Source organism: candidate division TA06 bacterium (assembly GCA_004376575.1).
In the GTDB taxonomy this organism is placed as follows: Bacteria; Hydrothermota; DG-26; order E44-bin18; family E44-bin18; genus E44-bin18.
Genome location: SOJN01000049.1, coordinates 1 through 25,586, shown reverse-complemented (window position 1 = coordinate 25,586; position 25,586 = coordinate 1). Strand labels below are relative to the sequence as shown.

Below are 25,586 nucleotides of genomic sequence, written 5' to 3'. Positions count from 1 at the left end.
TCTTGGTCGCTTGTACTTGTGTCTCTCCCTTAAGGCTTGTCATTTACATTATCCTCCATCTTTGAACAATCGGGACACAATCCATAAAGATATGCTTGCACTTCCTCGACCCTGCATCCGCCTATCTCTTTCTCCTCGATAATTGGACAATCATCCGGACATTCAAACTCAATGTCCACAACCTTGTCACACTTCTGGCAAAGCAGATGATGGTGAAGCTTTGGACTGGGATCGAAACAAGCTTTGCCCCTTTTCCTTATGGAAAGCTCCTGTATTTCTCCATGTTCCTTCAGCAGTTCCAGCGTGGAATATACTGTCGCCATCGACATGGTGGGATACTTTCTCTGGATTGCTTTGTGAATGTCGTCCACTGTTGGGTGAGAAGCGTTCTTTGTAAGGAATTCTACTACTGCCAGTCTTTGAGGCGTCAGCGTCACGCCTTTCTCCCTCAACCGCTCAATTATGTCTTTCATTAGAGCTCCATTCCTGTAAGCATTCTTATTCTAGTATTATTATAATATTATAACCATAATTTGTCAAGAGTAAAATAGAAACAACTATCATTTTTTTTCTGATTCTTTTGGGCAAGGCACAGAACTTCCCCTCTATGCGTTACTGCTTTTGACACAAAGACTTACGCGCCAACTCGTCCTTCGTAATTCGGAGTTTGTAGTTCGCAATCGGCTCTGCCCCACACAGATCCATGAACACGAAAATAGAAAACGAAATAGGGCCAGCTGAAAAAGACCCAGTCTGTCGATAGGCAGGATGAACTCCGGATCTGCTTGTGCCAGATTGCTTCGCTCACTTCGTTCGCCCGCAATGACACTTTTTCTCTTTCATTTGGTGGATGGCCAGGAGGAGTGTGCTTCGGCACTGCCAGCGCAGAACTGATCCAAAGTGAAGTGGGGGTTCCTGAATAAGCTTGAATACGATGGGGAAATCAATTACAATAAGATTGAGGTTTGTTTGATCGAATAAAGTCATGCGTGAGATAATTAAGCATAAACCGGGCAAGGCATATCTTCTTGTGCTCCTTCTGGGCATCATTGGTATGTTATACATTGTTCGCTACTTTGATCGGAAGATACTGGTGTTTGGGATATTGCCTTTACCCTTCTTTGCCGGGATTTGCCTTCTTACCATCTTGGCTGTTGCACACCTAATATACGCCTTTAAATATTGGCCTTACAGATGATCACAGTAATCATCATATCGATTTTCGGTCTGCTGATCCTGCTTCTTTCGATATTTGGCTACAAGGTTTCGGCCAAGACGCCCGAGGATTATATGCTTGCGTCACGTGGGATTGGCGTAACGGTCATGTTTTTCTTTGTATTGTTTGCCATCTCAAGCGCGTGGACCTTTTACGGCTATCCGGGCTTTCTGTATCAACACGGTGTATTTTATGTGTATTTCATCTGGGGCGCCGTAGTCAGCTTTGCTTGCCTGTATATGTTCCTGGGTCCAAGGTTGTGGGCAGTGGCGCGGCTGAACAATTTCCTTTCACCAATTGAAATAGTAGCTGAGCGTTACAATTCTCGCGCGTTGCGGATTATCATTTCTTTGATCATGCTTGCGTTTATCATACCTTACATCGGCATCCAGCCACTTGGAGTAGGACTTGGTTTCAAAGCACTCACCGGAATAAGCCCCATTTTTGGCATAGTCTATACCACGGTGCTTTTGATTATAATAGTATTCCTTGGCGGCATGCGCACAACGGCGTGGGTGAATGTTCTGCTTGGTACGATCTACACGGTTGCTTTCCTCGGGTCTCTGGTGTGGGTGATAAATAGAGTTTTTCCCGGGGGGTTGCGAGAGGCGGTGAATGTTGTCGAATCCAATTTTCCTGCATTATATGTCGCACCTGGTCCCCAGGGCTATTTTCGGCCTTTCATTATAGGCGGGGCATTTATCGTTGGACTTATGGGGTTTGCGTGGCCGCATGTGGTTATGGCCACTCTGACTGCGCAGGACAAATCAGTATTCAAATGGGTGCCTCTTCTTGCACTTGTCGTTGGCGGGGTGGGTTTTTACACGATTCCGTTTTTATGGGGTGGGATTGTCGCCCCTGCTATATCGCACATGGAGGGGACACTCGTCCCGCCCATGCTGGGTCTTGAAGCAGACAACGTCGTGCAGACCATCATAACACAGTATTTGCCGGGCTGGTTTGCAGGATTCGTATTAATTGGTGTGATCGCCGCTGCTGTCTCCACCGCTGCTATGCAGGTTATGACATCTGCCATATTCGTTTCGCGCGACATAATTTACGGGGGGCTAGGGAAGAAGATGCGGCCAGAGCAGATGGTGTTTGTAACCAAGCTTGCTGTTATTGGATTAATCCTTCTTGCGCTTGTCGTCGCACTTCACTATCGTATGGCGCTTGCACTCTACCTTACAAAGATAGCGGTGCCAGGGTTTGCACAATGGGCCACCCTACTTGTCGGTTCTATACTTTGGCGAAGAAGCACAAGACAGGGTGCACTGTGCGGTATAATCGGTGGCACTGCTTATCTTGTCGCGGGCTATTTTTATCCCCCAATCGTATTTCATCTTGAAAATCCACTAATACCAGCTTTGGCTCTAAACATAATACTCTTCGTAGTGGTGAGTCTGTTGACGCCGCGACCAGACAGTGAAACCATCCGCAGATTCTACGATGAGGTAGACGAATACCTTGAACAGGCGTGACATTCCATGAAAAAGTTACGTGTTATTGATGCACCAGAGACTGATGTAGGTGACTTGTTTGCGCTGCCGAGCGCAGTTGCTGAATCGAGGATTGTAAGTCCGTTTCTTATGACTACTGGGGTTGAGGATACGGTCATAATACAAAGTATCACCCGCAAGGGTATCCTTGCTGGTGCGGATGTGAAGATAGATCTTGATAAGGCAAGAGAAGAAAACATGAATGTGGCGATAAAGCCACGTGCAGGCAGAGGTGGTGCTAGTTTGATAGATACCATCCCTTATAAGGAATTGGTGTCAAGGTCCAGTGAGAAGTTTCGTTCGCACCGGAGCAATTCTGACGATACCGCATGTATACTTTACACCTCTGGTACAACCGCTCGCCCTAAGGGAGTATTACTCACTCATCAAAACTTTGTGAGCGGGTCAAGTCTTACAAAGGCACGCATAGACGTGAACGAAACCGATGTTATCGTTGGTGTTTTGCCCTTTTTCCATGTATTTGGACTAACAAATGTTCTCATAACAGGTGTCGAACGAGGTGCCACTGTGATCCTTATGTCCCGTTACACTCCAAAAAATCTTTATAACGCGATAAAGCGGATCAAGGCAACCATTTTACTCGCCATACCTACTATGTTTGTGCATCTTTTGAAATTCTGTGAGCTTGTGAAAGTGCAATTGCCGAGAACACTGCGGTATTGTGTTTCAGGAGGTGCACCGTTTCCAAAGCAACTAATAAGGCAGTTTGAAACCACACTCGGCACGAAGTTGATCGAAGGCTATGGGCTTACTGAAACTGCTTCGGCAGTCGCACTCAATCCGGGGCAAAAACCGAAACCGGGATCAGTTGGTACGCCGCTTTCTCAGGTGGAGATGAGAGTTATCGACGAGAAGGGCAATCAGTTACCACCTGGTGAAATCGGTGAGATCATAATAAAGAGTCCAACTGTGACAAAAGGTTATCACAATCTGGAAGAGGAGACCCAGAATGCAATTAAAGGAGGCTTCTTCTATACGGGCGACCTGGGATACAAGGATGAGGAAGGTTATTTCTATATCACCGAAAGAAAGAAGGACATCATCATCCTTGGTGGCGAGAACATTTCACCAAGGGAAATAGAGGAGACTCTGAGCGAACACCCCAAGGTCGAGGAAGCTGCGGTCATTGGGATCCAGAAAGACGAACGCGAACTGATCAAAGCATTTGTAGTCGGCAACGATGTTACCGAAAAAGAATTGCTAGGCTTCTGTCGAGAACGACTTGCACCGTTCAAAGTCCCCAAGTCGATCGAGTTTCGAGAGAGATTGCCAAAAAGTTTAACCGGTAAAGTGTCAAAAAAGGAGTTGCACCCGAGTTACCGGGACGAAAGAGTAATTGAAAAGGAGCCATACGAAAGTGTCTGAAGGGATCCTCCAGAGTATTCTTGAAAACACGATCAAGAGATTTGGAAAGCGAGTTGCGTTGATTTTTGACGAAAAGGAGATAACTTACAGGAAACTCGATAAGGAATCAAATCGACTGGCGAATGGGCTCAAGTCACTTGGGATAACGCAAGGTGCAAAAGTTGGGATTATGTTACCTAATATCCCCGAATTTGTGTATGCGTTTTTTGCAATACAGAAACTCGGTGCAATAGCCGTGCCAATAAATACTCTTTACAAAGCTGGTGAAATCCTACATGTTCTGCGCGATTCTGGCGCTGAGACTGTTGTCACGCTGAGCAATTATGTTCCTGCTATTCAAGAAATCCTGCACGAGACAAATTTGAAACACATCATATCAGTAGGTGAGCACGATTTGGTGTTCGCTGATCCCTGCTGCAAGCTTGTGCATTTGGTGCTCGACAAGTGTAATTTCGAAGATGCAGACGAAATCTATCAGAAAATGGGCCACATATTAATGCAGATTGTGAGAGAACTTGGGGTTGCGAACGCCTGGTACAAGCATCGTGGCAGCGTAAGAGTTGATGGCAAGCGACTCGGTGGAATTGTGGTTCAGGAGACTGAAAACGATTACGTTGTTACGCTCAATTTGTTCATTGATAGACTGGACATAGATGATTTTTTGGAAGTTATCTGGGTACCAGCCGAGATAAGGGATAGGATCATTGAGCCTATCACGTCAATCAAAGAGGAGACTGGGAAGACCGTAACGCACGAAGAGTTTCACGAAGTGGTCCTATCGACACTTGGAACAGTTCTAAAAAGAGACCTAAGTCACGGGAAATTCACTCGCGACGAGAGTTTCGCATACCAGCGCAGGAAAAATCTCGCCAGGAAATAGAACCAAGAACACGAAAATGCAGACACAAAACACGAAAATGCGAAATTCCCGGCCCCAGCCGTCACACCCCCGCCGAAATTACGAAATTGAGACCTGAAACCACGAGATTACACGAGATTGACACGGATTCAAACCGTATTCTCATGGCTAACCCAAACCAGAAAAATAATCTTGTGTTAATCTGTGAAATCTGTGGTTCCGAAATTGCGAAATTGAAACCCCTGAAGCCACAGGATTCTGGGAGTCGAAGGATCTGCTTGAGTCAGATTGCTTCGACTCGCTCCGCGAGTCTCGCAATGACATTTCTCTTTCTGTATTGCGAAATTGGGAAAATAAAACCCCTAACCACGAGATTACACGAGATTGACACGGATTCAAACCGTATTCTCATGGCTAAACCCAAACCAGAAAGATAATCTTGTGTTAATCTGTGAAATCTGTGGTTCCGAAATTGCGAAATCCCAGAGCCGAAAATCGAAACGAAGAACACCAGATTAGGAAATTCCACTCAACCCGTCTCGCAACCTTCGAAGATGGAGACTACGAATTTCGAAGGGGCAGGGTATGGGTGATGGGAATTTCGCAGTTTCGGGTGTCGGGTGATGCAGGGGAAGGAATTTCGTTATCTCCAGCTTTCTTTGCGTATAGCGTACAGCCAGTTCCAGTGATGATCTGTGGTTACAGGGGTTTGAATCCAAATACATTCCAGGAATGTTTCAGAAGGATTCTTTCGGACCTCTGGCATAGATTCTGATTTCAGAATCCTTAAGGGGATATTGGGGGACAAATTTTGACAATATACTCTTCAGATTTTTCACTATGTCGCTCAGAGATCCGACCGTGGTCGCTTGTTCCACAGATCTGCCCAATATCTCAGCGTCATTGATCGTGATTCTCCGCAAGCTTTGTTCGTCCTTTCCGGCAACAAGGTAGGCGTAGCTGCTGTTCAGTTCGTCGAGGTGCCGTTCTAGGGCAGCAGTGACCTTGATCCCAACAAATAGTTCCATCTTAGCTCTGTCTGACATTCTGTCAGCTCTCCTCTCCCAATCGGTGATCCTACGAGGGCAGCCCTACCGTAAGAATGGATCCAACCTGTTGCGTTCACATTTTTTTCTCATTGACAGTGAGTCAAGATAAATCTGTACACAGCATCCAAGTCAGAGCGTCCTGGATGTTTTAGAACGGGAAGATCTTCTCAAACTGCCCAGAAAGCGGTGATTGTGTCGTCTCCATATCCAGAGGTACCAGCGGCCATAAATCCTTGCCAGAAAGCTCCTCTCGCCTTTCAGCAAGAGCCTAAGGCATTGCCAGAGGGAGTAGAATCTGACCATGGCGCCTGGCATTGTCGCGGCCTGCAATCTCCACGCGGAAATCTTCCGAGGTATAAATTTCACATGATGTCCGTCATATTCGCTCCATTCTTCATTAATAAGTCTTCCTTGTGAAACCATCTCTCGATAGAAGTCTGTACCAGGAAGAGGCGTGAGGATGATGAATTGAACGGTGCCAATCTTCTTCCTTAAAGCAAATCTCACTGTACTGCTAATAGTAGCGAGGTCGTCGTCATCCCCTCCTAGAACGAACATCCCGTGCACACTGATGTCATGTTTATGGAGAACCTCAAGACACTCTTCAATCTCTTCAACTGTCTGGTTCTTCTTGTAAGCCTTGAGGGTCTCAGGATTGGTTGACTCAAGTCCGATGAAGAGACGATGACAGCCTGCCTGTTTCATAAGAGCTATGAGTCCTTCGTCCTTGGCCACATCCGCCCTCGTCTGAGCTGCCCATTGAAGGGGTATCCGCCTTCTCAGGATCTCTCTGAGCAGTAGCCTGGTCCTATGAGGGCTTGCCGTGAAATTGTCATCGTAGAAGAAGAAGGGCTTACCGGGGAACTCCTGACGGAGGTTCTCGATCTCATCAATCACTTTCGTGCCACTGCAGAACCTGAATCGCCTGCCAAACATCTTTGTGACCGAGCAGAAAGTGCAGTCGAAGGGGCAGCCTCTGGAGGTGATCATCGGTACGACCCCGGTCTTGTCAAATCCTTGAATCAGAGATAGATCGGGATAAGGAAGTGAATCGAGATCCTGTAAGAGTGGACGAGAAAGATTGTGATGGAATTTGCCGTCCATCCGAAAGGACAGCCCCTTAATGTCAGAAAGGTTGCTGTGGTCACCGTCTCTCAGCCATCTTACAAGCTCAACAATTGTCTGTTCTCCTTCTCCTCGAACGACATAGTCAGCAAACTCCAGCGCCTCTTCAGGCTTGAAAGTGACATGGGAGCCACCGAGTACCACTGGGATATCCCGATTCCTTAGGTCTTCAGCAATTTTGTACGCCTCTGGAGCAGTACTGGTGATGCTCGAGATGAGGACCAGATCAGCACGCCAGACATCATCCCAGTCGATTCTGCTCACGTCCTGGCAATAGATCCTGACCTCATAGCCTTCAAGAGTGAGAATCTTACCAAGTAAAGGCAGGCCCAGACGAGGCAGACGAAACTTGCTGAAAATATGGAGTCCGGGAGATCCGGGTTCGATTCCGACGATTCTCTTTATCTCCTTCGTCTTCCTTTGCTCCATAAACATTTCTCCGAAAAAGCCCCAGTCCGGGGGATTCTGATACTGTTGGTCAACTCTATGAGAAAAGGGTCGAAATGTCAAGCAATCTGTGCTGCCCTGCCACTCTGGAAAATGCTTGGCAAGAAAGGTGCAATGCCCTATACTACTCTGGCGAGTTGGGTCAAGATACTCAGACGAGGGCATGAGAAGGAGATCTGAAAGTTAACTACACGACTGGGGGGTCTGAGCAGTGAAGATCGCCTACGTATCAACATATCTTCCCAAGCAGTGTGGTATAGCTACCTACACAGATTACCTCATCCACGGGATAAGAAAGGTGGACCCTGCATCACAGATGACGGTTGTTGCTGAACGTGGAGCGTCCCCAATCGTGGACAGGAACTTCGAGGTAAATCCATGTTGGGATAGAAACGAAGATTATGCGGAGCCCATTCTCTCACATACAAAAGGTGCTGATGTCGTTCACATTCAACATGAATATAGCATATACAGCTTTGACGATAGGTTACCCTCAGTACTTGAAGGGTTGGATAGAGACATCAAGAAGGTAATAACCATTCATTGTGTGAGACCAGCTCAATTCTCTGAAAGAGGCGCAGTTGATGAGAAGTTTGCCGCAAGAATCGCTGCTCTTTCAGATGAGGTTATCGTTCATCTTCCATCGCAGAGGGCCATACTGACTCGGCTGGGAGTACCATCAGACAAGATTCACGTTATTCCTCATGGGACGGAGCTGAGTGATGAAGACTCAAGAGCATCCAGAAAGAGGCTTGAGTTGCCTGAAGAGGGGAAGATAATGCTGATGTTTGGGTTCGTCAAACCACACAAGTGTCTGCACATAGTGGTAGAGGCGCTTAGCGAGATACTGAAGGAAGTTGAAGATGTGTATCTGTTCGTTGCCGGAGGTCTTGCTCCTACCGCTAAGAATAAAGAAAAGGACTATGTTGAAGAACTCACCAGCAAGATAGAAGACCTTGGCCTTCAGAGTAACGTTATTTTCCCCAACAGGTTTTTCCCTAATAGTGACGTACCTTATCTATTTGGTGCTTGCGATGTTGTTCTGTTCCCTTATTACGAAGAGGATAGATCTGCATCTGGTTCATTCCATCTGGCAATAGGGGCAAAAAAGCCTGTCGTGGCCTCAAGGATACCCAAGTTTGAAGAATTAGGAGAAATATGCGATGAGCTACTCGTTCTCCCATTCAACTCTTCGGGGATAGCGAAAATGGTCCTCCGGCTTCGCCAAGATGACGAGTTTCACAGGTATGTGACTGATCGTACCGAAGAATACAGAAATCTCACCTCGTGGCAGGCAGTAGCAGGTCAACATCTACGGTTGTACAATAGGGTACCAGGATGAAGATAGCGATACTATCCAGATGGAACACCGCTTGTGGAGTGTCGCTGCACGCTGAACTCATAGGGAGAGAATGGGTGAAGAATGGTCATAGCTTGACCGTCTTTGCGCCCAACAACATAAGATCTGTGGGTGAGGATGAAGGCTACGTGATCAGATGTTTCAGTGACGAGGGCGACCATACAGAGACTTATTTCGATCCAGAGCCCTTCCTGGATATAGATTACGAATTCCTCGTCGTGGAGAGGGTGGAGTGGGTTCCCCTTGAGCCGCTGAAGGAATGCTTTCCTGAGATTAAGAAAAAGGCAAAGACGGTCTACGTGGTGCATGAAAGGAAGCTACCTACGAATCCATTATTTTATGAGTTCGACTGGGATGCTTTAGTCTGTTTTGATGAACGTTACAGGCAGCAGTGGACAAAACGGTTTGGCGAAGACAAGATCCACTTGATTCCTTACCCTGCAGGTTACATATCCAAGGGAGATAAACAGAAAGCCAGGCGAGAGCTCGATTTGCCCTTGGATAGAAAGATAGTATTCAGCTATGGCTGGGCGCCAGAATTGCATATCTTCCCCATACTTCCTGCACTCCAAAGGCTAAGTGAAAATCATCCATTTCTGTATCTTGTTCTGGCTGACCCAAAGTACATTGCAGCAGACATCGGACCACTAAAAGATTATGAATTCATACAGTTGAGGCATGAGCTTGCACCGATAGAACGACTCTACACCTATCTCCATGCTTCAGACGCATACCTCATCCACAAGGAGAAGGAGGAGGTGCAGAAGGGCGAGGCGGTCGTGCCGAGCGCGATTTTGATGTGTTTGGGAGTCTCTACTCCCATAATCACGTCAAATACAGAATTTGCCTGGTTCTTGAATGAGGAAGTGATGAAGTACTCAAGCGACAACGAACTCTGCAATCTATTGATTGATGTGGTTGAGGGAGGGGAAATCGTCAACACAACCTTGAAGAGAGCCGAGGAGTATGCGACTAAATTCTCCCCAGAAAGAATCGCAAGGGGATTTATGGAGTTATTCGAGAAGTTCTTGTGATGGGAGACGGGATGATCACTTCTTTTGATCGCACTCTCGAAACACTGGGAGACGGGGAAGTCATTGCTACTGGGTCAAGCAAGACCATCTTCAGGCTAGCCTCCTGTGAAAAGAATCCCGTGGTAAAACCCCAAGACATCGGTCTAACCTGGAAGGAAGCGGGCAAGACCAGAATCGGGGCGGTGTTCAACGCTGGGGTTGAGCTATTTGAGGAGAAAGTCATCCTGGCGCCTAGATGTCATCAGGGGTACAAGAAAGGTACCTTTTTTGATGAAGCTCTGGGAATGAAGCGCCACTGCCTGGAAAATTATATCTCTGAGGTTTGGCCTCTGGTGAGCGAAGATGGGCTTCATTTCGCCAGATTCAAGAATGTGGTAATCAGCGGCGATGGAACCGCGCACCAGGACTTTACTTATGGGATTGAGGACATCCGTATTGTCAAATACGGTGGCAGATACGTGCTGGTCGGGTGCGGCAAGACCAAGCCGCCATTCAAAGGTGGGGACTCAGACCGGATCACCATCTACTCCACGGATGATTTTGTGAACATCACCTATCATGGCATGGTTAGATCCTTCGACTCACGCAACGCTGTCCCCTTCTCTGATCCGACAGACGACCGGCATTACATACTGCTCCGGTTTCACCCTAACATCCATCTCGACATTCTTGAAGCCGGCATGGACCAACTGCTTGACCCTCCCCGTCATGCAAATGAGTGGGAAGAGATACACAAGAGAAAGAACAAGAATCTTCTTCTTGAAGCCGGACACTACCTCCATGAAAAAGAAAAAATAGGCCCGGGCCCCCAGGTTATAAAGACTGACAAGGGTTGGTTGGTTATCTATCACGCTGTCGGTGAGATAGAGGACAGTATCTGCAAGGCCTATGGACTGAAGGAGAAGATAGAAAGAGGATATTCTGTATGTGCTGCCCTTCTGGACCTGCGTGATCCCAGAAATGTCCTTTGCCGGACCCGGGACCCGATCTACATTCCCGTGGCCCCCTATGAGTTATGTGGCGACGATGAATATCCAGTGGATGTGCCTGCAGTCGTTTTTCCGGTGGGAGCGCTGGTTCGAAAGGGTAAACTTCTTCTCTATGCTGGTGCCGGGGACAAGTATATCACCCTTTTGAGTTGCAATCTTGGTGGGTTGATCGACTATTTGTGGGAGTACTGCAGGTTGAACTGCCGTTGATTGTGAATATCGCGCTACGGGGTTAACCAAAATGCGAAGCCAGGACGGGCTATGGCGGACTCTACTAAGACGGGCAGAACTCTACAGCTTTTTAGGGTGCAGGGACTTCGGGGGTGAGAACCCGTGAGAAATCACTAATCCAGGTCATCAGCAATGGCTGAAGTTCCTTATTCTTGTATCTAAAACTGACGACAATCTCCCGCAGGCTTCCAGAAAGCCTTCTGAGTCCCCACAGACACCTGTCTCTTGTTTCCTCCAGACTATTGCGGGAGAAATAGTAGGGCAGGTTTACATTAAAGAACGAGATGCTGTCGGCATGGCATAAGACATTGGTCCTTTCTTCTCCACCTTCCTCATGATGTCGAACCAGGTAGAAGACATCGTCTATCAGTTCTCTACCCATATCATGCTCTCTCATTATTTCTGCCAGGATTCTGGCACTGTTTAGAGCATGGGCATCTTTGAACTCCTCGTAGCTCCCGTAGTTCTTGCGCCTCACTTTTCGCTCTTCAATAGCTCTCTCAATATCGTGACCCAGAGCCGCTATCCTTAAAGCCTTATCAGCATCAGGCCTGAGTCTGAGCAGCCATTCCAGTGTATTTCTGGCATGGATAGGGTCTTCAGGCAGAAGAGACCTTCCTATGATCGAGACGATATGATTTTCTATGCCATCCATACTATCCATTTCTGTATAGAATTGCTATTCTTCTTATGTTCTCCATGTTCATGAGTAGAGCAAGCAATAGAATTGCGACGAAGGGCAGGTTCATCACAGCGAATAAGAACACGATAAACAATCTGACGTCCCGGCCGATTCTTAAGTGGCGGCCCTTGAGCCCGAGTCTTTTCATCATGTAACCATCATATTTGTCTGCGGTGTAACTATTTACGAATGAACCGATGATGGCCATAAAACCGATAACAAGGGTGACAAGGGTCCCGGTTACAGTGTACGCATAGTAGGTCAGGCCAAAAAGAAGAAAAGCATCTGCATACCGATCCAAAACAGCGTCGAACCACCCACCAAACTCTGTCTGTTGAAACTTCAATCTTGCAATTTCACCATCGACACCGTCAGTGATGGAAGATATCTGAGCCAGTAATCCTCCAATGAGTAGATAGGGGTATTTCCCTAAGAAGAACAAGAATGCACCCGTGCAGCAGAGCAGGAATGAGAGGAACGACAAAGTGTTTGGACTAATCCTGGTTTTGACAAGAGCTCTTGAAATCCTGGTCGATATAGGCCTATTCAGGTATCTTGAGATGGGTCCATCAGAGGGCTTATCCAGAGAAGACAACAGCTTCTGTTCAGCCTGGTGGAAATTCCGCTCATCATCCACATCGATCCAGTGGCCACCGTCAATATCCAAAGTTCTGGCTCTTGCCCTGCGGGCCAGTACCCTGATACCACCCGAAAGTGAGCCGTCTCCACTGTTTCCGCTCTCTTCTAAAGCGGCGAAAACTGCCGGGGAGCACAAGAAGATTCCCGTATCATAGGCGTTGTACTCCTTGATATCCTTTCCTATGTCCAGGATTCTATTGTCCTGGGTCAGGACTTTGGTGAAATCATCATCATGATGTTTACCATTCTTGGTGTTGTGGTCTACAGCCAGCATGACTTCACCGTCATTTATCGTCTGCCTCAGAAGTCTGGCCAGTATCGACTCATCAAAGATATGGTCACTCATCAGCAGGACAAAGTCTTCTGTAATGAAGTCTTTCGCTTTCAGAACAGACAAGCCGTTTTCTTTTTCCCACTGGTCGTTGTGTATGTTAGTAATGCTGATTCCCCTGGCCTCACTGAGGTGCTTCAGGTGCTCTGCAATCTCGTTACCTCGGTAGCCGGTAACCACGTAGAAGTCCGTCAAACCACTTTTTCTTGCCGTAAGGATGACTCGCTCAAGAAGAGGCAGTCCCAAAAGGCGAACGAGAGGTTTTGAATTGCCCTTAGACCTCAGCCTCGATCCCCTCCCACTGGCGATTATCAGACACTTCATAGTAGGTCTTTCCGAATGTTGAATGGTGTAGGTTTGCCCGTTGTCAGCAGGCGCCTCCTCTCAGGGCCATCCGTAGGAGTCTTGCTCGGCCGGCTGTGCGCCCTGTGAGTTGACAAAGTATCGTACCACATCTTGGGCCACCCAGTCAAACCCTTTTTTCGGGTGTTGGCTCAAGCCAGGAATGTCTCAAAGTCGACGTATTCTCAGGTTCTTGGCATCGTCGGGAAGCTATCCCGATAGGAAAGAAGGAAGGGGAGCACCACTGATTTCATGCTCTCCGAGAAGCCCTGGCGTTCTTCAGAAATTTGCGGCTTGACTTTCTCATCAGCAGATTCAGCGGAAGCGATAAGAGCGCTGTTTTTCTGAAATGGAGTGTCCTCCGAAATATCGAGCTATATGAGGACATATGCTTTCTTGTCCAGTTGTAGCCATCCTTAAGCTGGTCGACAGTAAGTAGTTTGGGACGAAAAACGACCTCTCCCAAAGTATATTTGGCCCAATCAAGTTCGATTATTCTTCCTTGTTCTTTCATGGATTTAAGCAGCCGTGTTCCAGGTAGGGGTGTGAGAATGGCGAAGCTTGCTAGCTCAAGTTGATTATTTTCGATGAAACGGACCGTTTCCTCGAAAACTCCATCATCGTCCGAATCGAGGCCAAAAATAAAGGCGCCGACTATTCCAATGCCACTACCGTGTATCTTCTTGATGACCGTGCTGTAGTTCCGGACATTGTTCGTTGCCTTGCCCACTTGCCTTAAGTTGCTGTTGGACAATGATTCAAAACCCATGAATAGACCCAAACATCCGCTCCTGGCGGCAAGTTCGAGCAATTCTCTGTCTCTGGCGATCATTACAGAGCCCTGTCCGAACCACTTGATGTTCAAAGGAATCAAGGCTTTGAACAGTTTTTTGGCATAGGACGGACGTCCGGCGATATTATCGTCGACAAAGAATATTACGGTTCGATTGCTCAATTCTTTGATCTCCCTGATTACATCTGGAATTGGTCTTGTGCGATACGTTCGTCCGTAGAAGTCAGAGACGCTGCAAAAGGCGCAGTTGAAAGGACACCCTCTCGTGGTTTGAACCATGTTCACTTCACTATAGTATTTGCTCCCATTCAAGAGGTCCCATCTTGGCAAAGGGAGACCAACAAGGCTCGGCATCTCGGTAGCCTGATAGAACTTTTTTAGCTTTCCGATCTGGAGGTCATTTATCACGTCATGCATTACACCTTCCGCCTCGCCCATAATGACTGCATCAGCATGCAAGGAGGCCTCTTGCGGCAACGCTGTTACGTGAAAACCGCCAAGGATGACAGGCACGCCCTTTTCTCGAAACCTGTCAGCGATTTCGTATGCGCGAGGTGCGGTGGAGGTCATTGAAGTTATGCCTACTAGATCCACCTTTTGGTCGAAGTCTATTGTGTCTATACTGTCATTGATTATTTGAACCTCTGCATCTTCGGGGAATAGCGCCGCAACAGTCACCAAACTCAGACGGGAGAATTGGATGGCTTTGTCTCTCTTGGTAGCACCAACAAATGGTGGTCTAGGCGAAATCAGATGTACACGCATTTATGTTTGAAAAGCGTTACCCCCCCTGGGGCTTCTCTGTACTTGGATGTTTGCTCAACTATTGCTCGGACAGTCCCGCATTGATAGGATTTGGCTACTAGGGACTCTATGTATGAATAGTACGATAAGATAGTGAGGATGTCAAGCAAACTCGGCAGGCCAGAACCAAGAACACGAGAGAATCGAAAATCGAAGATCGAAAATCGAGAATAACCCCTAGAACCACGAGATTACACGAGATTAACACAGATTCAAACCATATTCTCATGACTGAACCAGAAAAATAATCTTGTAATAATCCCTGTCCTTCGTAGCTCGAAAGCGTCAGTCCTCCGAAGCCGAATATGGCGAAGGAGGAAGCGAAGGAGGGTGTGATAATCCGTGGTTGCAAGGTTTTGGGTGCCAGAAGCTGAGAGCTGATAGCTATCGTATAGCGTTCAGCCGTCTTACATCTTGGTGTTATCTCCAGGGGTTTATCCGGGGACCTTGCCGTGGAACATGGTGTAGGTAAGAAAGGCGTAGTAATCCGGAAGATTCAAGATGAGGTCTGGCGACTCAGCCAGACATAGACGCTGGTATTCCTTTCGGTCTTCCGGGGTCAGCTCTGTCTGGAGTTCACCCCAGAGCATATCAAAGACCATGAGTAGGGCACTGCGTAACTCATCGCTGAGTGGTGCTTGAACGTCGCCCACAAAGGTCTCGACTGTGGTTTCCTCAAAGCCTGCGTCGCGAAACCAACCTAGCGCACGCAGGAAGTTGTACTCGGCCCTCTCCCCCTTGACGTAGGGTATGACACATGAAGCACGGGCATTCAACCTTGCCTCAAGCACTGGATATCCAGGAAGCACCTGTTGCGATGACCAGCCGAGAATGGCCACGGTGCCGCCGGGTTTGACAACCCGCGTGAGCTCCTTCAGCGATGACTGAGGAGCACCAACGGGGTATCCGACGCAGTCGGAACTCCATGCCCAGTCAAAGGTGTTGTCATTGAACGGGAGATTATTCACATTCCCTTCTTGAAGGGAGATTCGATCTAACAAATTCGAGTTTTCTACAGTCTCTCTTGCGCGAGCGAGGAATTCTGGGGATATATCGAGGCCGGTGACACGTCCCTCAGATCCGACCGCCTCTGCAAGAGGAAGGAGATGACTGCCGATACCACATCCAGCGTCAAGCCCTTGGCTTCCTGTGGGAAGCGTGAGGGCATCTAACGCCGAGGGAGTGATTTGCTGCCTTAGAAGATCCCCCAAGTATATCTTGTGTGCGATGGTGTCACTGCCGGCCGGGTCGCTTTCCACGTTTCTTTTGTTGTCTCCCATCTCAAAGCCTCATCAATCAACTCCTGTGTGCTCTCGGATCCACCCGGCAATCAATTCCAATGCCACTGGCGAGAGGGTCTCTTCAATCTCTGCGTACTCAGAGGGAGCCCCGGTTTCGGCGGTCTGAAACAGATGGTTGAGACTCGGTAGTTCCACCACTCTGTAGTTCTTGTTACCTCCTCTCTTGAGCGCGTGTTCGACAGCTTCCAGGTTTCCATTGGGTGGGACCTGAATATCTTTTTCGCCAAAGATCGCGAGCACGGGACACTTCACCTTTCTGACCGTAGCTCCATTATCGTGTCTTACGAGGAAACGGTACCATGGTGAGAGAAATCTCTTCAGAGCCGCTTCTAACCTGTGCTCGGGCACGGGGGGATCAAGCTCTTCTAGAATCTGGCGAAGCTTGGTCCTGGTGAGTGCCTGATTCTCTTCCTTCTCTAACGTGGCGAGAATGCGATCCTGTAGTACCCGGTTCGCAGCCACAGTCTCCTCGCTTGACCCCAACGCTCTCTGGGTCGATTCCTCATATTGGAGGAGGTATTCCCGGCCAGGCAGGCCCGGACTTGCCATCATCACGACAAAGGCGACGTCCCGGGATTGTGCCGCGGCCAGCGCAGCGATGATACCTCCTTCACTGTGGCCCATGAGCCCAATGAGGTGGGGATTGATCTCACGGCGTTCCTTGAGGAAGTCGATTCCGGCCAGTGCGTCCTTGGCGTAGTCCTCGCTGGTCGCCTGTGACCGGTCACCGGTCGAGGCGCCCACTCCCCGGTCGTCAACGCGGAGAACGGCTATCCCGCGGCGGCTCAGGTAGTCGGCCAGCACCAAGAATGGACGATGCCCCAGAATCATTCCGTCGCGATTCTGGGCTCCGCCCCCTGAGATAAGCAGCACGGCAGGGCACGGGCGTGGCCGCCGAGGCAAGGTTAAAGTGCCCGCGAGCTGACACCGTGCATCGGTATCTGTATAGACCACGTCTTCTTTGTCATATGGATAGGGAGGAACCGGCTCTTGCGGCCGGCGGCGTTTGGAAACCTCTGTCACTCTTCTCAGGGACAGTGGTTGGGAGAATGTCCGGTGCTTCCACTGGCCCTCGATGACTGATCCTTGAGGTCTGATCTGGCCATCAAAGGAAACATTCAAGGATGTTATTTCCAGATGCAGGTGTCCATCCTCTAAGGCGAGCTTGCTCACAGGGATCTCACCGTCTGTCACGTCTGGTCTGAGCATTGCGGCTTTCAACGTGCCGTCAGGCATCCTGAAGAACTTGAACACGATCCTCTCTTCAACACCTGGGTACTTCAGGGTGCTTTCCCAGAATCCTTCGACGCCCTCGTCCCTGGACTTTGGAGTGCAACTCATCAGGACAAGGGCTATCAGAATCAGAAGTGCGAAGAGCCTCGAATGCTTCATATTGTCTCTCCGATCTGGTTAAGCCTGAGAACGGTGCCTCACTTCTTGACATTTCGTTCTCGAAGGTGTTGTGTGATTGTATGCGACCATCAGGCAGAAGTCAATCAGACTCCCCCAGATCCAAGTCCTGAAACTCAAGTTGTGGGCTTAGTTAAGCTGTACGCCATACACTGTGCGATTGCCAAAGGTGTCAGTCCTGAGGTGGGGAGAGTTGCCCGGTGAGAAGTTGGGTTTTTTGTAATTGGTACATCGCAATTTGTAATTCCCGCACGAGGAAAGAATTGTGGAATATTTGTGGGGGAGGAGGGTAACACAGGTAGAAGAATGGGAAAAGGCAGCAAAACAAAGGCTGCGTGGCATCTGGGATAGGTATGGTAGGAACATTATCGTCTTTTTTTCGTTTAAGTAGGTAGGGCTGCGGGGAAGATGTCACTTGTTCTCAAATCATGATTGATATTTCGAAAGGGGGTGAAAAGCATGATTCGAAAGGCTATAACTGTGCTTGGGATTGTAATAATAGGGTTTTGCCTCATAGGCTGGCTGGGTTCCGGCAACGCAAATGTGAATGAGGTCATAAAACTGCTCAACGCGAATGTTGGAGAAGCGGTTATCAAGGCGCATATTGCCGAAAAAGCGATGACCTTTGATCTGTCAACCAAGGATATCATCAGGCTCAAGAAAGCCGGTGCGAGCGATGACCTTCTGGAGTACATGATGACAAGGGGGACGGACGATTTCCCCTTTGAAGTCGAGACGGATTTTGTTGTCAGGAAGCCTACTGTCTACAACCATCTTGCCATATACCCGGTTTTCAGGAAGACTCCAATCGATGTAGGAAACTACATGACCCTGGATGAAGCGCAAAATGCCGGAATTATCATCATAACCGAGGGGCCAAACGCATCAGTCCCGATGGTTGTGATCCTGAATACTGGCAGAAGGCCCATCTATATCATGGCAGGGGAGATCATTATTGGCGGGAAACAGGACAGAATGGTTTCGTACGATGTCCTCATTCCTGCGGGTAAGGAAGTCGAGGTCTCGGTAAAATGCGTCGAACATGGAAGGTGGCAGGGTGGGTCTGTCAAATTCAAATCGGGTGGCGGACTAGGGGCCAGAGCAGTCAGGAGTGCTCTCCAGTTCAAGGGCCAGCAAGACGTATGGAATGAAGTGAGCAAGACCTGCCGGGAGCATGATGCGGTATCCGAAAGCGGTACTTATCGTGCGATACTTTCGAGCAAAGGCGTTGACAGGAGAAGCAAACCCTTCCTGGATGCGATGGAAAAAGGTCTCAGGGATGACGATATGGTGGGGATGATCATGGCGCTCAATGGTGAGGTCGTGTGCGTTGACATCTTTGCCAATCCAAAGTTCTTTGCCAAGGTCAAAGACAAACTGCTTAAGGCATACGTGCTTGACGCCATAGGTGCCAGAGATACAAGCAGGAAGGTTCCCGGAAAGAAAGAGATACTGGACTTCTTCAAGGAGTTGAAGGTCGCAAAAACCAAGGAGCTTAAGAGGTACAAAGCGAACTGCAATTTCGAGTTGGAGTCCGACCAGATCATTGGAAACGAATCCCGCGACGAGAAAGGGAAGGTACAGCACCTTAACCTGTACAAGCAACAGTAATTCGGGGCCACAAACACAACATGGAAAGGGGCTGGGCCATCGCAGATGGTGCAGCCCTCTTTCCTTTGCTATATATCCCCCGTTTTCCAGAAGCCAGGGGTTGTGTTGTGCTTGACTTGCCCATCTTGTCGCGTTTATTATGAATTGAAAAGGAGGAAATCATGAGCGAGGAATTGAAGGACTTTTTGGCTTCGCAATTCGAATACGTAAGAGAATGGGTCTTGAAGTGCTGCGAGGGGCTCAACGAAGAGCAAATGATTACTATACCGCCTGGTGCAAAGAACCACATCCTCTGGGAACTTGGGCACATTCTCTGGACCGAGAGCTATATGGTGACCTGGGGATGTGCAGGGGGCGAACGCCTGCCAAAAGAGTGGGAAGATAAGTTTGGATATGGGAGTAAGGTAGTCGCGGCCATAAGTGAATATCCTCCCTTCGATGAGATCAAAAAAGCTCTTGAAAACAGGCAGAAGGTAACAAAGAACTATATTTTGTCGCTTTCCTCGGATGAATTGAAGTCGCCGACAGCGAATTTCCCCGAAGAGAGAATACCCAACATTCTGTCTGCTTTCAATCACTTCCTACCCCACGAAGCATATCACGTGGGCAAGATCAGCCTTCTTCGCAAAATGCTGGGGCTCCCCTCGGTTGCAGAGCTTTATTTTGAGAAATGAGCAAGAAGGTATAAGGCTTCGATATGATTAACCTTGTCGAGGTCCTTCTGCGAAACTTGAGCGGGCAGCCTACCGGTGGCTTGACCATGTGAGGAAGCCTACCAGTTTGTTGAAACAATCACTACCCTTGGAACGTATGTATTAGTAGACGATGCTTCACCTGGCGCCAATGAAAGACCAAGGTGGCCATAAGTCATTAGGTTCAGGAAGGTTAGTCTGGAAGTGCATGGTATGAGAATGGTCGCTTCAAAGGGTGGTAAGAGCGCGCTGGCATTCATTCCAGGTCTGCTGGCGGTCTTGTTGACCGCCAACCTGTTTGCCCAACCTGCCGAAACCACCCCATCAAACAGCAAAACGATAGAAGTACGTACTGCTGAAATAGCGCCAGTGATTGATGGAGTTATAGAAAGAACTTGGGAGGCGGCAGACTCTGCGTATGATTTCGTACAGTTTGCGCCACACGAGAAAGAACCTCCTACCGAAAAGACCGTAGTATACATCTTGCAGGATAAGGAAAACCTTTACATCGCTTTGCGATTCCATGCGCAAACAAATGAGCCGGTCGCTTGTCTGACGAGCGACGAGGACTATATTGCCATAGGTATTGACCCCTTTGGTAGTAAGAATACTGCTTACTATTTCATCGTGTACGCAAGCGGGATACGTCAGGACGGCTGGGTGCTTGATGATGGGAGAGCAAGGGATGATTCGTGGGAAGGGGTTTGGTATCGGGGTGTGAAAGTCCTTGATGACCGCTGGCAGGTAGAGATCAAAATACCGTTCAAATCAATCCGGTACAAGAAAGGACTTGATCGATGGGGGATACAGTTCGTCAGGTACAGCGCCAGTAATCGGGAGACCGATTACTGGACAGAAGTTTCTCAGTTAGAGTCGGATATGGTTTCAAAGTATGGTTCGCTTCATGGCATAAATCCTCAGGTGACGGGCTACTACTTTGAGTTGTATCCTGAAGCGTTTGTTAGGTACGAGGATTACGAAGGAGAAAAAGGCAAATTGGAACCCCGCGTGAGCATGAACTTCAAATGGGACCTCACTCCCCAGACAACGCTCAACGCAACTGCCTACCCGGACTTTGCGCAGATTGAAACTGATCCCTTCACGCTGAACCTTTCCCGCTATCGCACCTACTACGGCGAACGGAGACCATTTTTCATCGAGGGAATGGAGGTCTTCCGTATGTCTCACTTTGGTGACGACAAGGGATTCTTCCGGCCACTAAACATCTTCTATTCTCGAACCATCGGCAAGTCGGTCGACGGAGACGTAATACCCATAATCGGCGGGCTGAAGTTGACCACCAAATCTGAAGATTGGAACGCTGGGATTTTTGGAGCCTACACAGATGAGTATTCAGAGAACGATTCTTTAATCGAACCCTACAGGAGCTTTGCAGTATGCAGGTTGAAGCACAGACAGTTTGGGAATTCAGACATAGGGGTGCTCTTCAGTGGCACCATGGTTGATGGAGACGACTACAATTACGCAGTTGGCCTTGATGGCGTAATGCGTAGGGGGGTTAATCAGTTCATTGTTCAGGGCACGGTAAGCGACAGGAGTAGTAAGAAGGGCTGGGCCGTCTCATCCGGCTATCATGGTTTTCTTGGAAATTTCCTTACCATGGGCGCCGTTGAAGTTGTGGGTGACTCCTTCGATGTAAGTGACATCGGATACGTTCCATGGGCTGGGAGGAAGAAATTCACTTTCATTAGTGGCCCGTTCAAGACGTATGAAAAGGGCGCTCTGAGGAATCTTTACTTCGCTCCAGGCATTATTGGGATCCAGGAACCGGGACAGGACGAATGGTCAACACTTGGCTATTTCATACTCAATCCGGTCTTTCGCAACGACTGGGGCTTCAGCTTGGAGCTCCACGGTGGCCCCGCTCATGAGGCAGACACCAGCTATCTTAACCGTAGCGTGGATCTCTCGGGCTGGGCGAACCTTGCGGGCCAGAGTACTAATTTCGGTGGTAACTACAGCTATGGGTACAATTACGCGAGGGGCTTTCTTGCTCATCAGGCTTCGACCTGGTTCCGGGTGGGGTACGGCATCGTACCAGAGGTGTCTGCGTCTTTGAGATCAAGTATCTGGGCTGAGTGGGATACAACCGGTGCAGTTGCCGCACTCACGACATCTGCCACTCCGAGAATTGACTACAGAATAAATGCCGATATGAGCCTTGGGCTCTTCAATGAATTCGTGATGGGGACCCCAGGAACTGACGTTGGAAACACCGATCTGCTGTATAACCGGATTGGCCTGCTCTTCTCCTGGAATTTCTTGCCCAAGAGCTGGCTATATGTCGCTTTTAACGACTCCAGGGAGATAGATGCAGCAGGGGATTTACGACTTGTAAGCGGTATCGGTGCGATAAAGGCGAAGTATCTGATGTACTTCTGATGCGATGTGCTGACAGGATTCAACTCTTACAGTCTGACCCCGTATGGTCGCTGTTACGCTAGAATTTTCTGTTTATTCCGAGCAAAAGCCTCAGTTTTTGCTCAGTACCTTCTATTTCCACATTGTTGAAATGATATTTGATATCCACTGAATAGAATGTTTTTTCGTCGCTACCCATGATACTGCCTACCCCGAGAGCAAAAGTGTCTTTTTGCGAATGAACACTCGCACTACCAGAACCTACTTCCAGGAACTTTCTGGCGTAATTTATCCATGTCACGAGTACATAATGCTCACTTTTAACAATTGGCAGGCCGATTCCATAATTGAGACCCCAAACATAATAAGAAGGATTTTTGGAATATGGGTAGCCAAATGAAACAGTAATACGATGAAGTAGATTTTGAAATGGCCGTAAGGAATAGACAAAACCTGTTTCCAGGTGCTCGACTTTGTCCAGACATAAGTTCAGTGTGTAGTATCTGTAATCTACTACCTTTTTGGGATGAGTATACTCAAGTCTTGGTAGAATCGCCTCGTTGAAATCAAGGATGAAAGCGTCTCCTTCAACAGTGACTTTGAGATTTGAAACGTGCCGCCTGATTGCGTTCACATAAGTGGAATCATACAGTGTGGCTGTATTGATTACCTGGTAGAGTGCCGTTCTTTCCAGATCTCTGTCTATTACAACAATTCCCCATCTCTCAATCCGGACTATTCTGCTGAAGGTAAAACGTTGTTTTCTCCCTGTGAGAATAATCTCTACCCCCTCGCGTTTAACTGCAGAGGGCTTGGCACCTATGTTCGACATAGAGCAAGCGAACAAGATGAAAAAACAGGTCAGTATGGAAGTCCGCAATGCACTCATATCTGTGGTTGGCAATAAGCGTCAGAGATCGGAATCTGACAGCCCTTTACCCGAGGCTCGGTTCCAAGGAGCCAAATTAGGACAGACGTGGACTACGCCACCTGGTCTATAGCCTGCTGAGCAGGGTAACTCTTCTTGTAGCTCTGGACTCGCCAGCTCGTAGCATGACGAAATATGCCCCACTTGCCATCCTTTTGCCTTTTTCATCTCGGCCATTCCAGGTTATGGAAGTGGGAACTGAGAAGTCGGAGGCAGGGGGCAAGAATGATTTCACTACTCTTCCGGTCACGTCGTAAATCTTCAGATCTGCACTCTCTCCGTTTTGTTCTATCCAATATGTGATGTTTACAATGCCACTAAACGGATTCGGGAAAACCTTCAAGTCTGAGATATTGTATGGCGGATTGGGACATGGAATATGGTTCTCTTCGACACCAACTTCTGGCTGCGTCTTCACGAGATAGACATCATTCGCGCCTGCCCCGTAAGAGTCTGTCCATCCTCCAGCGATGTATCCGCCGTCAGATATGGTGTCAACCTCGAAGCGTGCGTCGTTGCCTGGCCCTCCACATGTCATCGTCCAGGCGGTATCACCAATTGCGTCTATCTTAAGTAGATATACATCATACAGACCCGCGCCAAAGGACCATGTAGTTCCTCCGATGATATAGCCGCCATCACCCGTTGGCTTGATAGACGAGGCATAGTCGTAGTGAGTATCTCCGTAGGACTTGTACCAGATAAGATTACCCAGACTGTCCGTTCTTACTATGTAGATGTCGCTCTTTCCCGCACTGAACGACCACGTTTCCCCAACAGCAATATATCCACCGTCAGGCGTTTGTTGAACTGACTGACCCTTCTCGTGCAATGTATCGCCGTATGTTCGCATCCACATCGTGTCTCCGTCGGCATACGTCTTCAACAGGAAGAGATCGCCCCTACCGGCGCCATATGATATGGTTTCTCCAGTCATGATGTATCCACCATCTTTAGTTTGCTGGACTGAGTTCCCTATGTCTCTATGTGTGTCTCCATATGCTTCTGTCCAGAGAACATTACCATCCCCATCCGTCTTCGTGAGATAGATGTCGGCGTTCCCCGAGCCAAATGACCAGGTTTCTCCACAGATTATGTATCCACTGTCGGCGGTCTGTTCAACCGAGTAGGCATAATCCCAGTCTGGTCCCCCATAGGTCTTTGCCCACAGAAAATGGCCGTTGGCGTCAGTCTTGATGAGATAGGCATCCCAAAGGCCTGCACCGAATGAGAATGTCTGTCCTGCAACGATGTAACCTCCATCGAAAGTCTGTCGAACTGAACAGCCTATGTCCCAGGTTGTACCTCCATATGCTTTTGTCCAGATGGTATCACCGTCGGAGTCTGTTTTCACCAGATAGAGATCAGAGGCACCGAAACCGAAGGAAGCAGTATTTCCAGTAGCAATAAATCCCCCGTCAGAGGTGTGCTGAACTGAACGACCTGCATCGGCGTTTGTCCCTCCATAAGTCCTCGTCCAGAGGGTATCAGGACTCTGGGCAGAGAGATTAACTGCCCAAAGGCATATGATCACCCCTATCAAGGGATACTTCTTGTAGTGGTTGCGCACTGCTATCCCTCTTTGGAGAAAGTATATGTTTTTTTGCCTTTTTTGGACAGCCTGAATAATCCTTTATTCGTTACCTTGGATAGAATCTCGTCCTCCTTCAAGTGGTGGTCGGTGAAGGACAGGATTCCACCTGGCTTCAACACTCGATGTAACTCCTCCAGTACTCCATTTGGGTCACTCAGATCGTGGAGGATATCATATAGTAGGACCACGTTTACACTATTATCTGGCAATCCAGTTTTGCAGTCGGAGTGAATGGTTTTCACATTTGTCAGATGCTTCTTTGAAACAATACGTTGAACCTTCTTGATAGCAAGTGGATGAATGTCCAGAGCGTAGATCTTCCCTGATTTTCCCACCAGTGCTTCAAGAGGTGTTGTGTAACTTCCGGGTCCGCAGCCATAATCAAGCACGTGAAAACCCTGTTCTATTCCAGCCTCCCCCAGAATATTCCTGGGTGGCGAGAAAAGGTCTCGGAATCTGTAGGTGAGAGACATGACCTTGAAATCAAAATCGGATTGTGCCTTATCCATGGTGGTAACCTCCGAGGTGAACGGTGACTATTATCACTCCATTTGACCGATCAGGATTTGCCTATTCAAACCTTGAATGCGACCAACTCTCTCTGAGATTACTGTCCAGTTCGAACTCTACGAGGAAAGGGAACGCTTGTCAAGTGGTGCCCGGGCTCCGCGATCCTGCGCTAAGTGAGAGAGGGCCGGAGACCCCGTGAAACGGGGCAGGCAGGCATGGACTTTCGAGCTGAAATGTAAAATGTGGCTCTTCTCCGAAAAAGTTGATGACAGGGAGGAGTTGGGGAACGTACGGAGAATCCTTGCTTGTAGCGCCGAGCAAGCTCCCTCCGGCGGAGTTTATGCTTGGCGAAGCCGAGTGCGAAGGAGGCCG

19 protein-coding genes and 1 pseudogene are annotated in these 25,586 nt (G+C 48.5%); 9 read left to right on the top strand and 11 right to left on the bottom strand.

Annotation, left to right across the window (positions count from 1 at the left end; genetic code table 11):
• Positions 1-29: 29 nt before the first annotated feature.
• Entirely contained in the window at positions 30-473 is a 444-nt protein-coding gene (locus tag E3J62_03940; protein ID TET46517.1) for a transcriptional repressor, read from the bottom strand.
• Between the two features lie 721 nt (positions 474-1,194).
• Here E3J62_03940 and E3J62_03935 point away from each other — a divergent pair.
• From E3J62_03935 to E3J62_03925, 3 genes are read left to right on the top strand one after another with little or no spacing between them, the layout of a single operon-like run.
• Complete coding sequence (locus tag E3J62_03935; GenBank protein ID TET46516.1) at positions 1,195-2,697, top strand: sodium:solute symporter family protein; 1,503 nt, start codon at positions 1,195-1,197, stop codon at positions 2,695-2,697.
• 6 nt (positions 2,698-2,703) lie between these two features.
• Positions 2,704-4,101, top strand: a complete 1,398-nt coding sequence (locus tag E3J62_03930; GenBank protein ID TET46515.1) for an acyl-CoA synthetase — start codon at positions 2,704-2,706, stop codon at positions 4,099-4,101.
• A complete protein-coding gene (locus tag E3J62_03925) occupies positions 4,073-4,981 on the top strand; it encodes an acyl-CoA synthetase (GenBank protein TET46514.1) in 909 nt (302 codons plus the stop codon). Before E3J62_03930 ends, E3J62_03925 begins: the two co-directional genes overlap by 29 nt.
• A gap of 716 nt (positions 4,982-5,697) precedes the next feature.
• Here E3J62_03925 and E3J62_03920 read toward each other — a convergent pair.
• Together E3J62_03920 and E3J62_03915 are read right to left on the bottom strand one after the other, a co-directional pair.
• Positions 5,698-6,006, bottom strand: coding sequence for a hypothetical protein (locus E3J62_03920; GenBank protein TET46513.1), 309 nt, complete (start codon positions 6,004-6,006; stop codon positions 5,698-5,700).
• Between the two features lie 132 nt (positions 6,007-6,138).
• Positions 6,139-7,746 (bottom strand): B12-binding domain-containing radical SAM protein, encoded by a 1,608-nt coding sequence (locus E3J62_03915; protein TET46512.1) that lies wholly within the window; start codon positions 7,744-7,746, stop codon positions 6,139-6,141.
• 46 nt (positions 7,747-7,792) lie between these two features.
• Between E3J62_03915 and E3J62_03910 the strand changes: the two genes are divergently transcribed.
• Genes E3J62_03910 through E3J62_03900 form a run of 3 tightly spaced genes read left to right on the top strand, consistent with a single transcriptional unit; the run spans position 7,793 to position 11,174 of the window.
• A complete protein-coding gene (locus tag E3J62_03910) occupies positions 7,793-8,923 on the top strand; it encodes a glycosyltransferase (protein ID TET46511.1) in 1,131 nt (376 codons plus the stop codon).
• Complete coding sequence (locus tag E3J62_03905) at positions 8,920-9,975, top strand: glycosyltransferase family 1 protein (protein TET46510.1); 1,056 nt, start codon at positions 8,920-8,922, stop codon at positions 9,973-9,975. Before E3J62_03910 ends, E3J62_03905 begins: the two co-directional genes overlap by 4 nt.
• Positions 9,975-11,174, top strand: a complete 1,200-nt coding sequence (locus E3J62_03900; GenBank protein TET46509.1) for a hypothetical protein — start codon at positions 9,975-9,977, stop codon at positions 11,172-11,174. Before E3J62_03905 ends, E3J62_03900 begins: the two co-directional genes overlap by 1 nt.
• A 91-nt stretch (positions 11,175-11,265) precedes the next feature.
• On the opposite strand, the gene E3J62_03895 is transcribed toward E3J62_03900, so the two are convergent.
• From E3J62_03895 to E3J62_03875, 5 genes are all read right to left on the bottom strand, one after another.
• Positions 11,266-11,859 carry a DUF4202 family protein gene (locus E3J62_03895; protein ID TET46508.1) on the bottom strand — a complete coding sequence of 198 codons (594 nt, stop codon included), beginning with the start codon at positions 11,857-11,859 and terminating at the stop codon, positions 11,266-11,268.
• Positions 11,852-13,171 carry a hypothetical protein gene (locus E3J62_03890; protein TET46507.1) on the bottom strand — a complete coding sequence of 440 codons (1,320 nt, stop codon included), beginning with the start codon at positions 13,169-13,171 and terminating at the stop codon, positions 11,852-11,854. The genes E3J62_03895 and E3J62_03890 overlap by 8 nt, the downstream gene beginning before the upstream one ends.
• Positions 13,172-13,439: 268 nt before the next feature.
• Complete coding sequence (locus E3J62_03885) at positions 13,440-14,747, bottom strand: B12-binding domain-containing radical SAM protein (GenBank protein ID TET46506.1); 1,308 nt, start codon at positions 14,745-14,747, stop codon at positions 13,440-13,442.
• 473 nt (positions 14,748-15,220) lie between these two features.
• Positions 15,221-16,066, bottom strand: a complete 846-nt coding sequence (locus E3J62_03880; protein TET46505.1) for a class I SAM-dependent methyltransferase — start codon at positions 16,064-16,066, stop codon at positions 15,221-15,223.
• Positions 16,067-16,078: 12 nt separating this feature from the next.
• Positions 16,079-17,428 (bottom strand): alpha/beta fold hydrolase, encoded by a 1,350-nt coding sequence (locus E3J62_03875; GenBank protein TET46548.1) that lies wholly within the window; start codon positions 17,426-17,428, stop codon positions 16,079-16,081.
• A gap of 528 nt (positions 17,429-17,956) precedes the next feature.
• Between E3J62_03875 and E3J62_03870 the strand changes: the two genes are divergently transcribed.
• From E3J62_03870 to E3J62_03860, 3 genes are all read left to right on the top strand, one after another.
• Positions 17,957-19,108 (top strand): hypothetical protein, encoded by a 1,152-nt coding sequence (locus E3J62_03870; GenBank protein ID TET46504.1) that lies wholly within the window; start codon positions 17,957-17,959, stop codon positions 19,106-19,108.
• A gap of 161 nt (positions 19,109-19,269) precedes the next feature.
• On the top strand, positions 19,270-19,782 hold the full coding sequence (locus E3J62_03865; GenBank protein TET46503.1) for a DinB family protein: 513 nt from the start codon (positions 19,270-19,272) through the stop codon (positions 19,780-19,782).
• 231 nt (positions 19,783-20,013) lie between these two features.
• Positions 20,014-22,203, top strand: coding sequence for a hypothetical protein (locus E3J62_03860; GenBank protein TET46502.1), 2,190 nt, complete (start codon positions 20,014-20,016; stop codon positions 22,201-22,203).
• Positions 22,204-22,261: 58 nt separating this feature from the next.
• Here E3J62_03860 and E3J62_03855 read toward each other — a convergent pair whose 3' ends face one another.
• From E3J62_03855 to E3J62_03845, 3 genes and pseudogenes are all read right to left on the bottom strand, one after another.
• A complete protein-coding gene (locus E3J62_03855) occupies positions 22,262-23,014 on the bottom strand; it encodes a hypothetical protein (GenBank protein ID TET46501.1) in 753 nt (250 codons plus the stop codon).
• A 505-nt stretch (positions 23,015-23,519) separates the two neighbouring features.
• A pseudogene (locus E3J62_03850) lies at positions 23,520-24,653 on the bottom strand (hypothetical protein).
• Between the two features lie 29 nt (positions 24,654-24,682).
• Complete coding sequence (locus tag E3J62_03845; GenBank protein TET46500.1) at positions 24,683-25,213, bottom strand: class I SAM-dependent methyltransferase; 531 nt, start codon at positions 25,211-25,213, stop codon at positions 24,683-24,685.
• Positions 25,214-25,586: the final 373 nt, after the last annotated feature.

What these genes read in the sequence shown, in the direction of transcription:
- E3J62_03940 (TET46517.1), bottom strand. Translation starts at nt 473, where the DNA reads ATGAAAGACATAATTGAGCGGTTGAGGGAGAAAGGCGTGACGCTGACG.
- E3J62_03935 (TET46516.1), top strand. Translation starts at nt 1,195, where the DNA reads ATGATCACAGTAATCATCATATCGATTTTCGGTCTGCTGATCCTGCTT.
- E3J62_03930 (TET46515.1), top strand. Translation starts at nt 2,704, where the DNA reads ATGAAAAAGTTACGTGTTATTGATGCACCAGAGACTGATGTAGGTGAC.
- E3J62_03920 (TET46513.1), bottom strand. Translation starts at nt 6,006, where the DNA reads ATGTCAGACAGAGCTAAGATGGAACTATTTGTTGGGATCAAGGTCACT.
- E3J62_03915 (TET46512.1), bottom strand. Translation starts at nt 7,746, where the DNA reads ATGCCCTCGTCTGAGTATCTTGACCCAACTCGCCAGAGTAGTATAGGG.
- E3J62_03905 (TET46510.1), top strand. Translation starts at nt 8,920, where the DNA reads ATGAAGATAGCGATACTATCCAGATGGAACACCGCTTGTGGAGTGTCG.
- E3J62_03900 (TET46509.1), top strand. Translation starts at nt 9,975, where the DNA reads ATGGGAGACGGGATGATCACTTCTTTTGATCGCACTCTCGAAACACTG.
- E3J62_03895 (TET46508.1), bottom strand. Translation starts at nt 11,859, where the DNA reads ATGGATAGTATGGATGGCATAGAAAATCATATCGTCTCGATCATAGGA.
- E3J62_03890 (TET46507.1), bottom strand. Translation starts at nt 13,171, where the DNA reads ATGAAGTGTCTGATAATCGCCAGTGGGAGGGGATCGAGGCTGAGGTCT.
- E3J62_03885 (TET46506.1), bottom strand. Translation starts at nt 14,747, where the DNA reads ATGCGTGTACATCTGATTTCGCCTAGACCACCATTTGTTGGTGCTACC.
- E3J62_03880 (TET46505.1), bottom strand. Translation starts at nt 16,066, where the DNA reads ATGGGAGACAACAAAAGAAACGTGGAAAGCGACCCGGCCGGCAGTGAC.
- E3J62_03875 (TET46548.1), bottom strand. Translation starts at nt 17,428, where the DNA reads ATGAGTTGCACTCCAAAGTCCAGGGACGAGGGCGTCGAAGGATTCTGG.
- E3J62_03870 (TET46504.1), top strand. Translation starts at nt 17,957, where the DNA reads ATGATTCGAAAGGCTATAACTGTGCTTGGGATTGTAATAATAGGGTTT.
- E3J62_03865 (TET46503.1), top strand. Translation starts at nt 19,270, where the DNA reads ATGAGCGAGGAATTGAAGGACTTTTTGGCTTCGCAATTCGAATACGTA.
- E3J62_03860 (TET46502.1), top strand. Translation starts at nt 20,014, where the DNA reads ATGAGAATGGTCGCTTCAAAGGGTGGTAAGAGCGCGCTGGCATTCATT.
- E3J62_03855 (TET46501.1), bottom strand. Translation starts at nt 23,014, where the DNA reads ATGTCGAACATAGGTGCCAAGCCCTCTGCAGTTAAACGCGAGGGGGTA.
- E3J62_03845 (TET46500.1), bottom strand. Translation starts at nt 25,213, where the DNA reads ATGGATAAGGCACAATCCGATTTTGATTTCAAGGTCATGTCTCTCACC.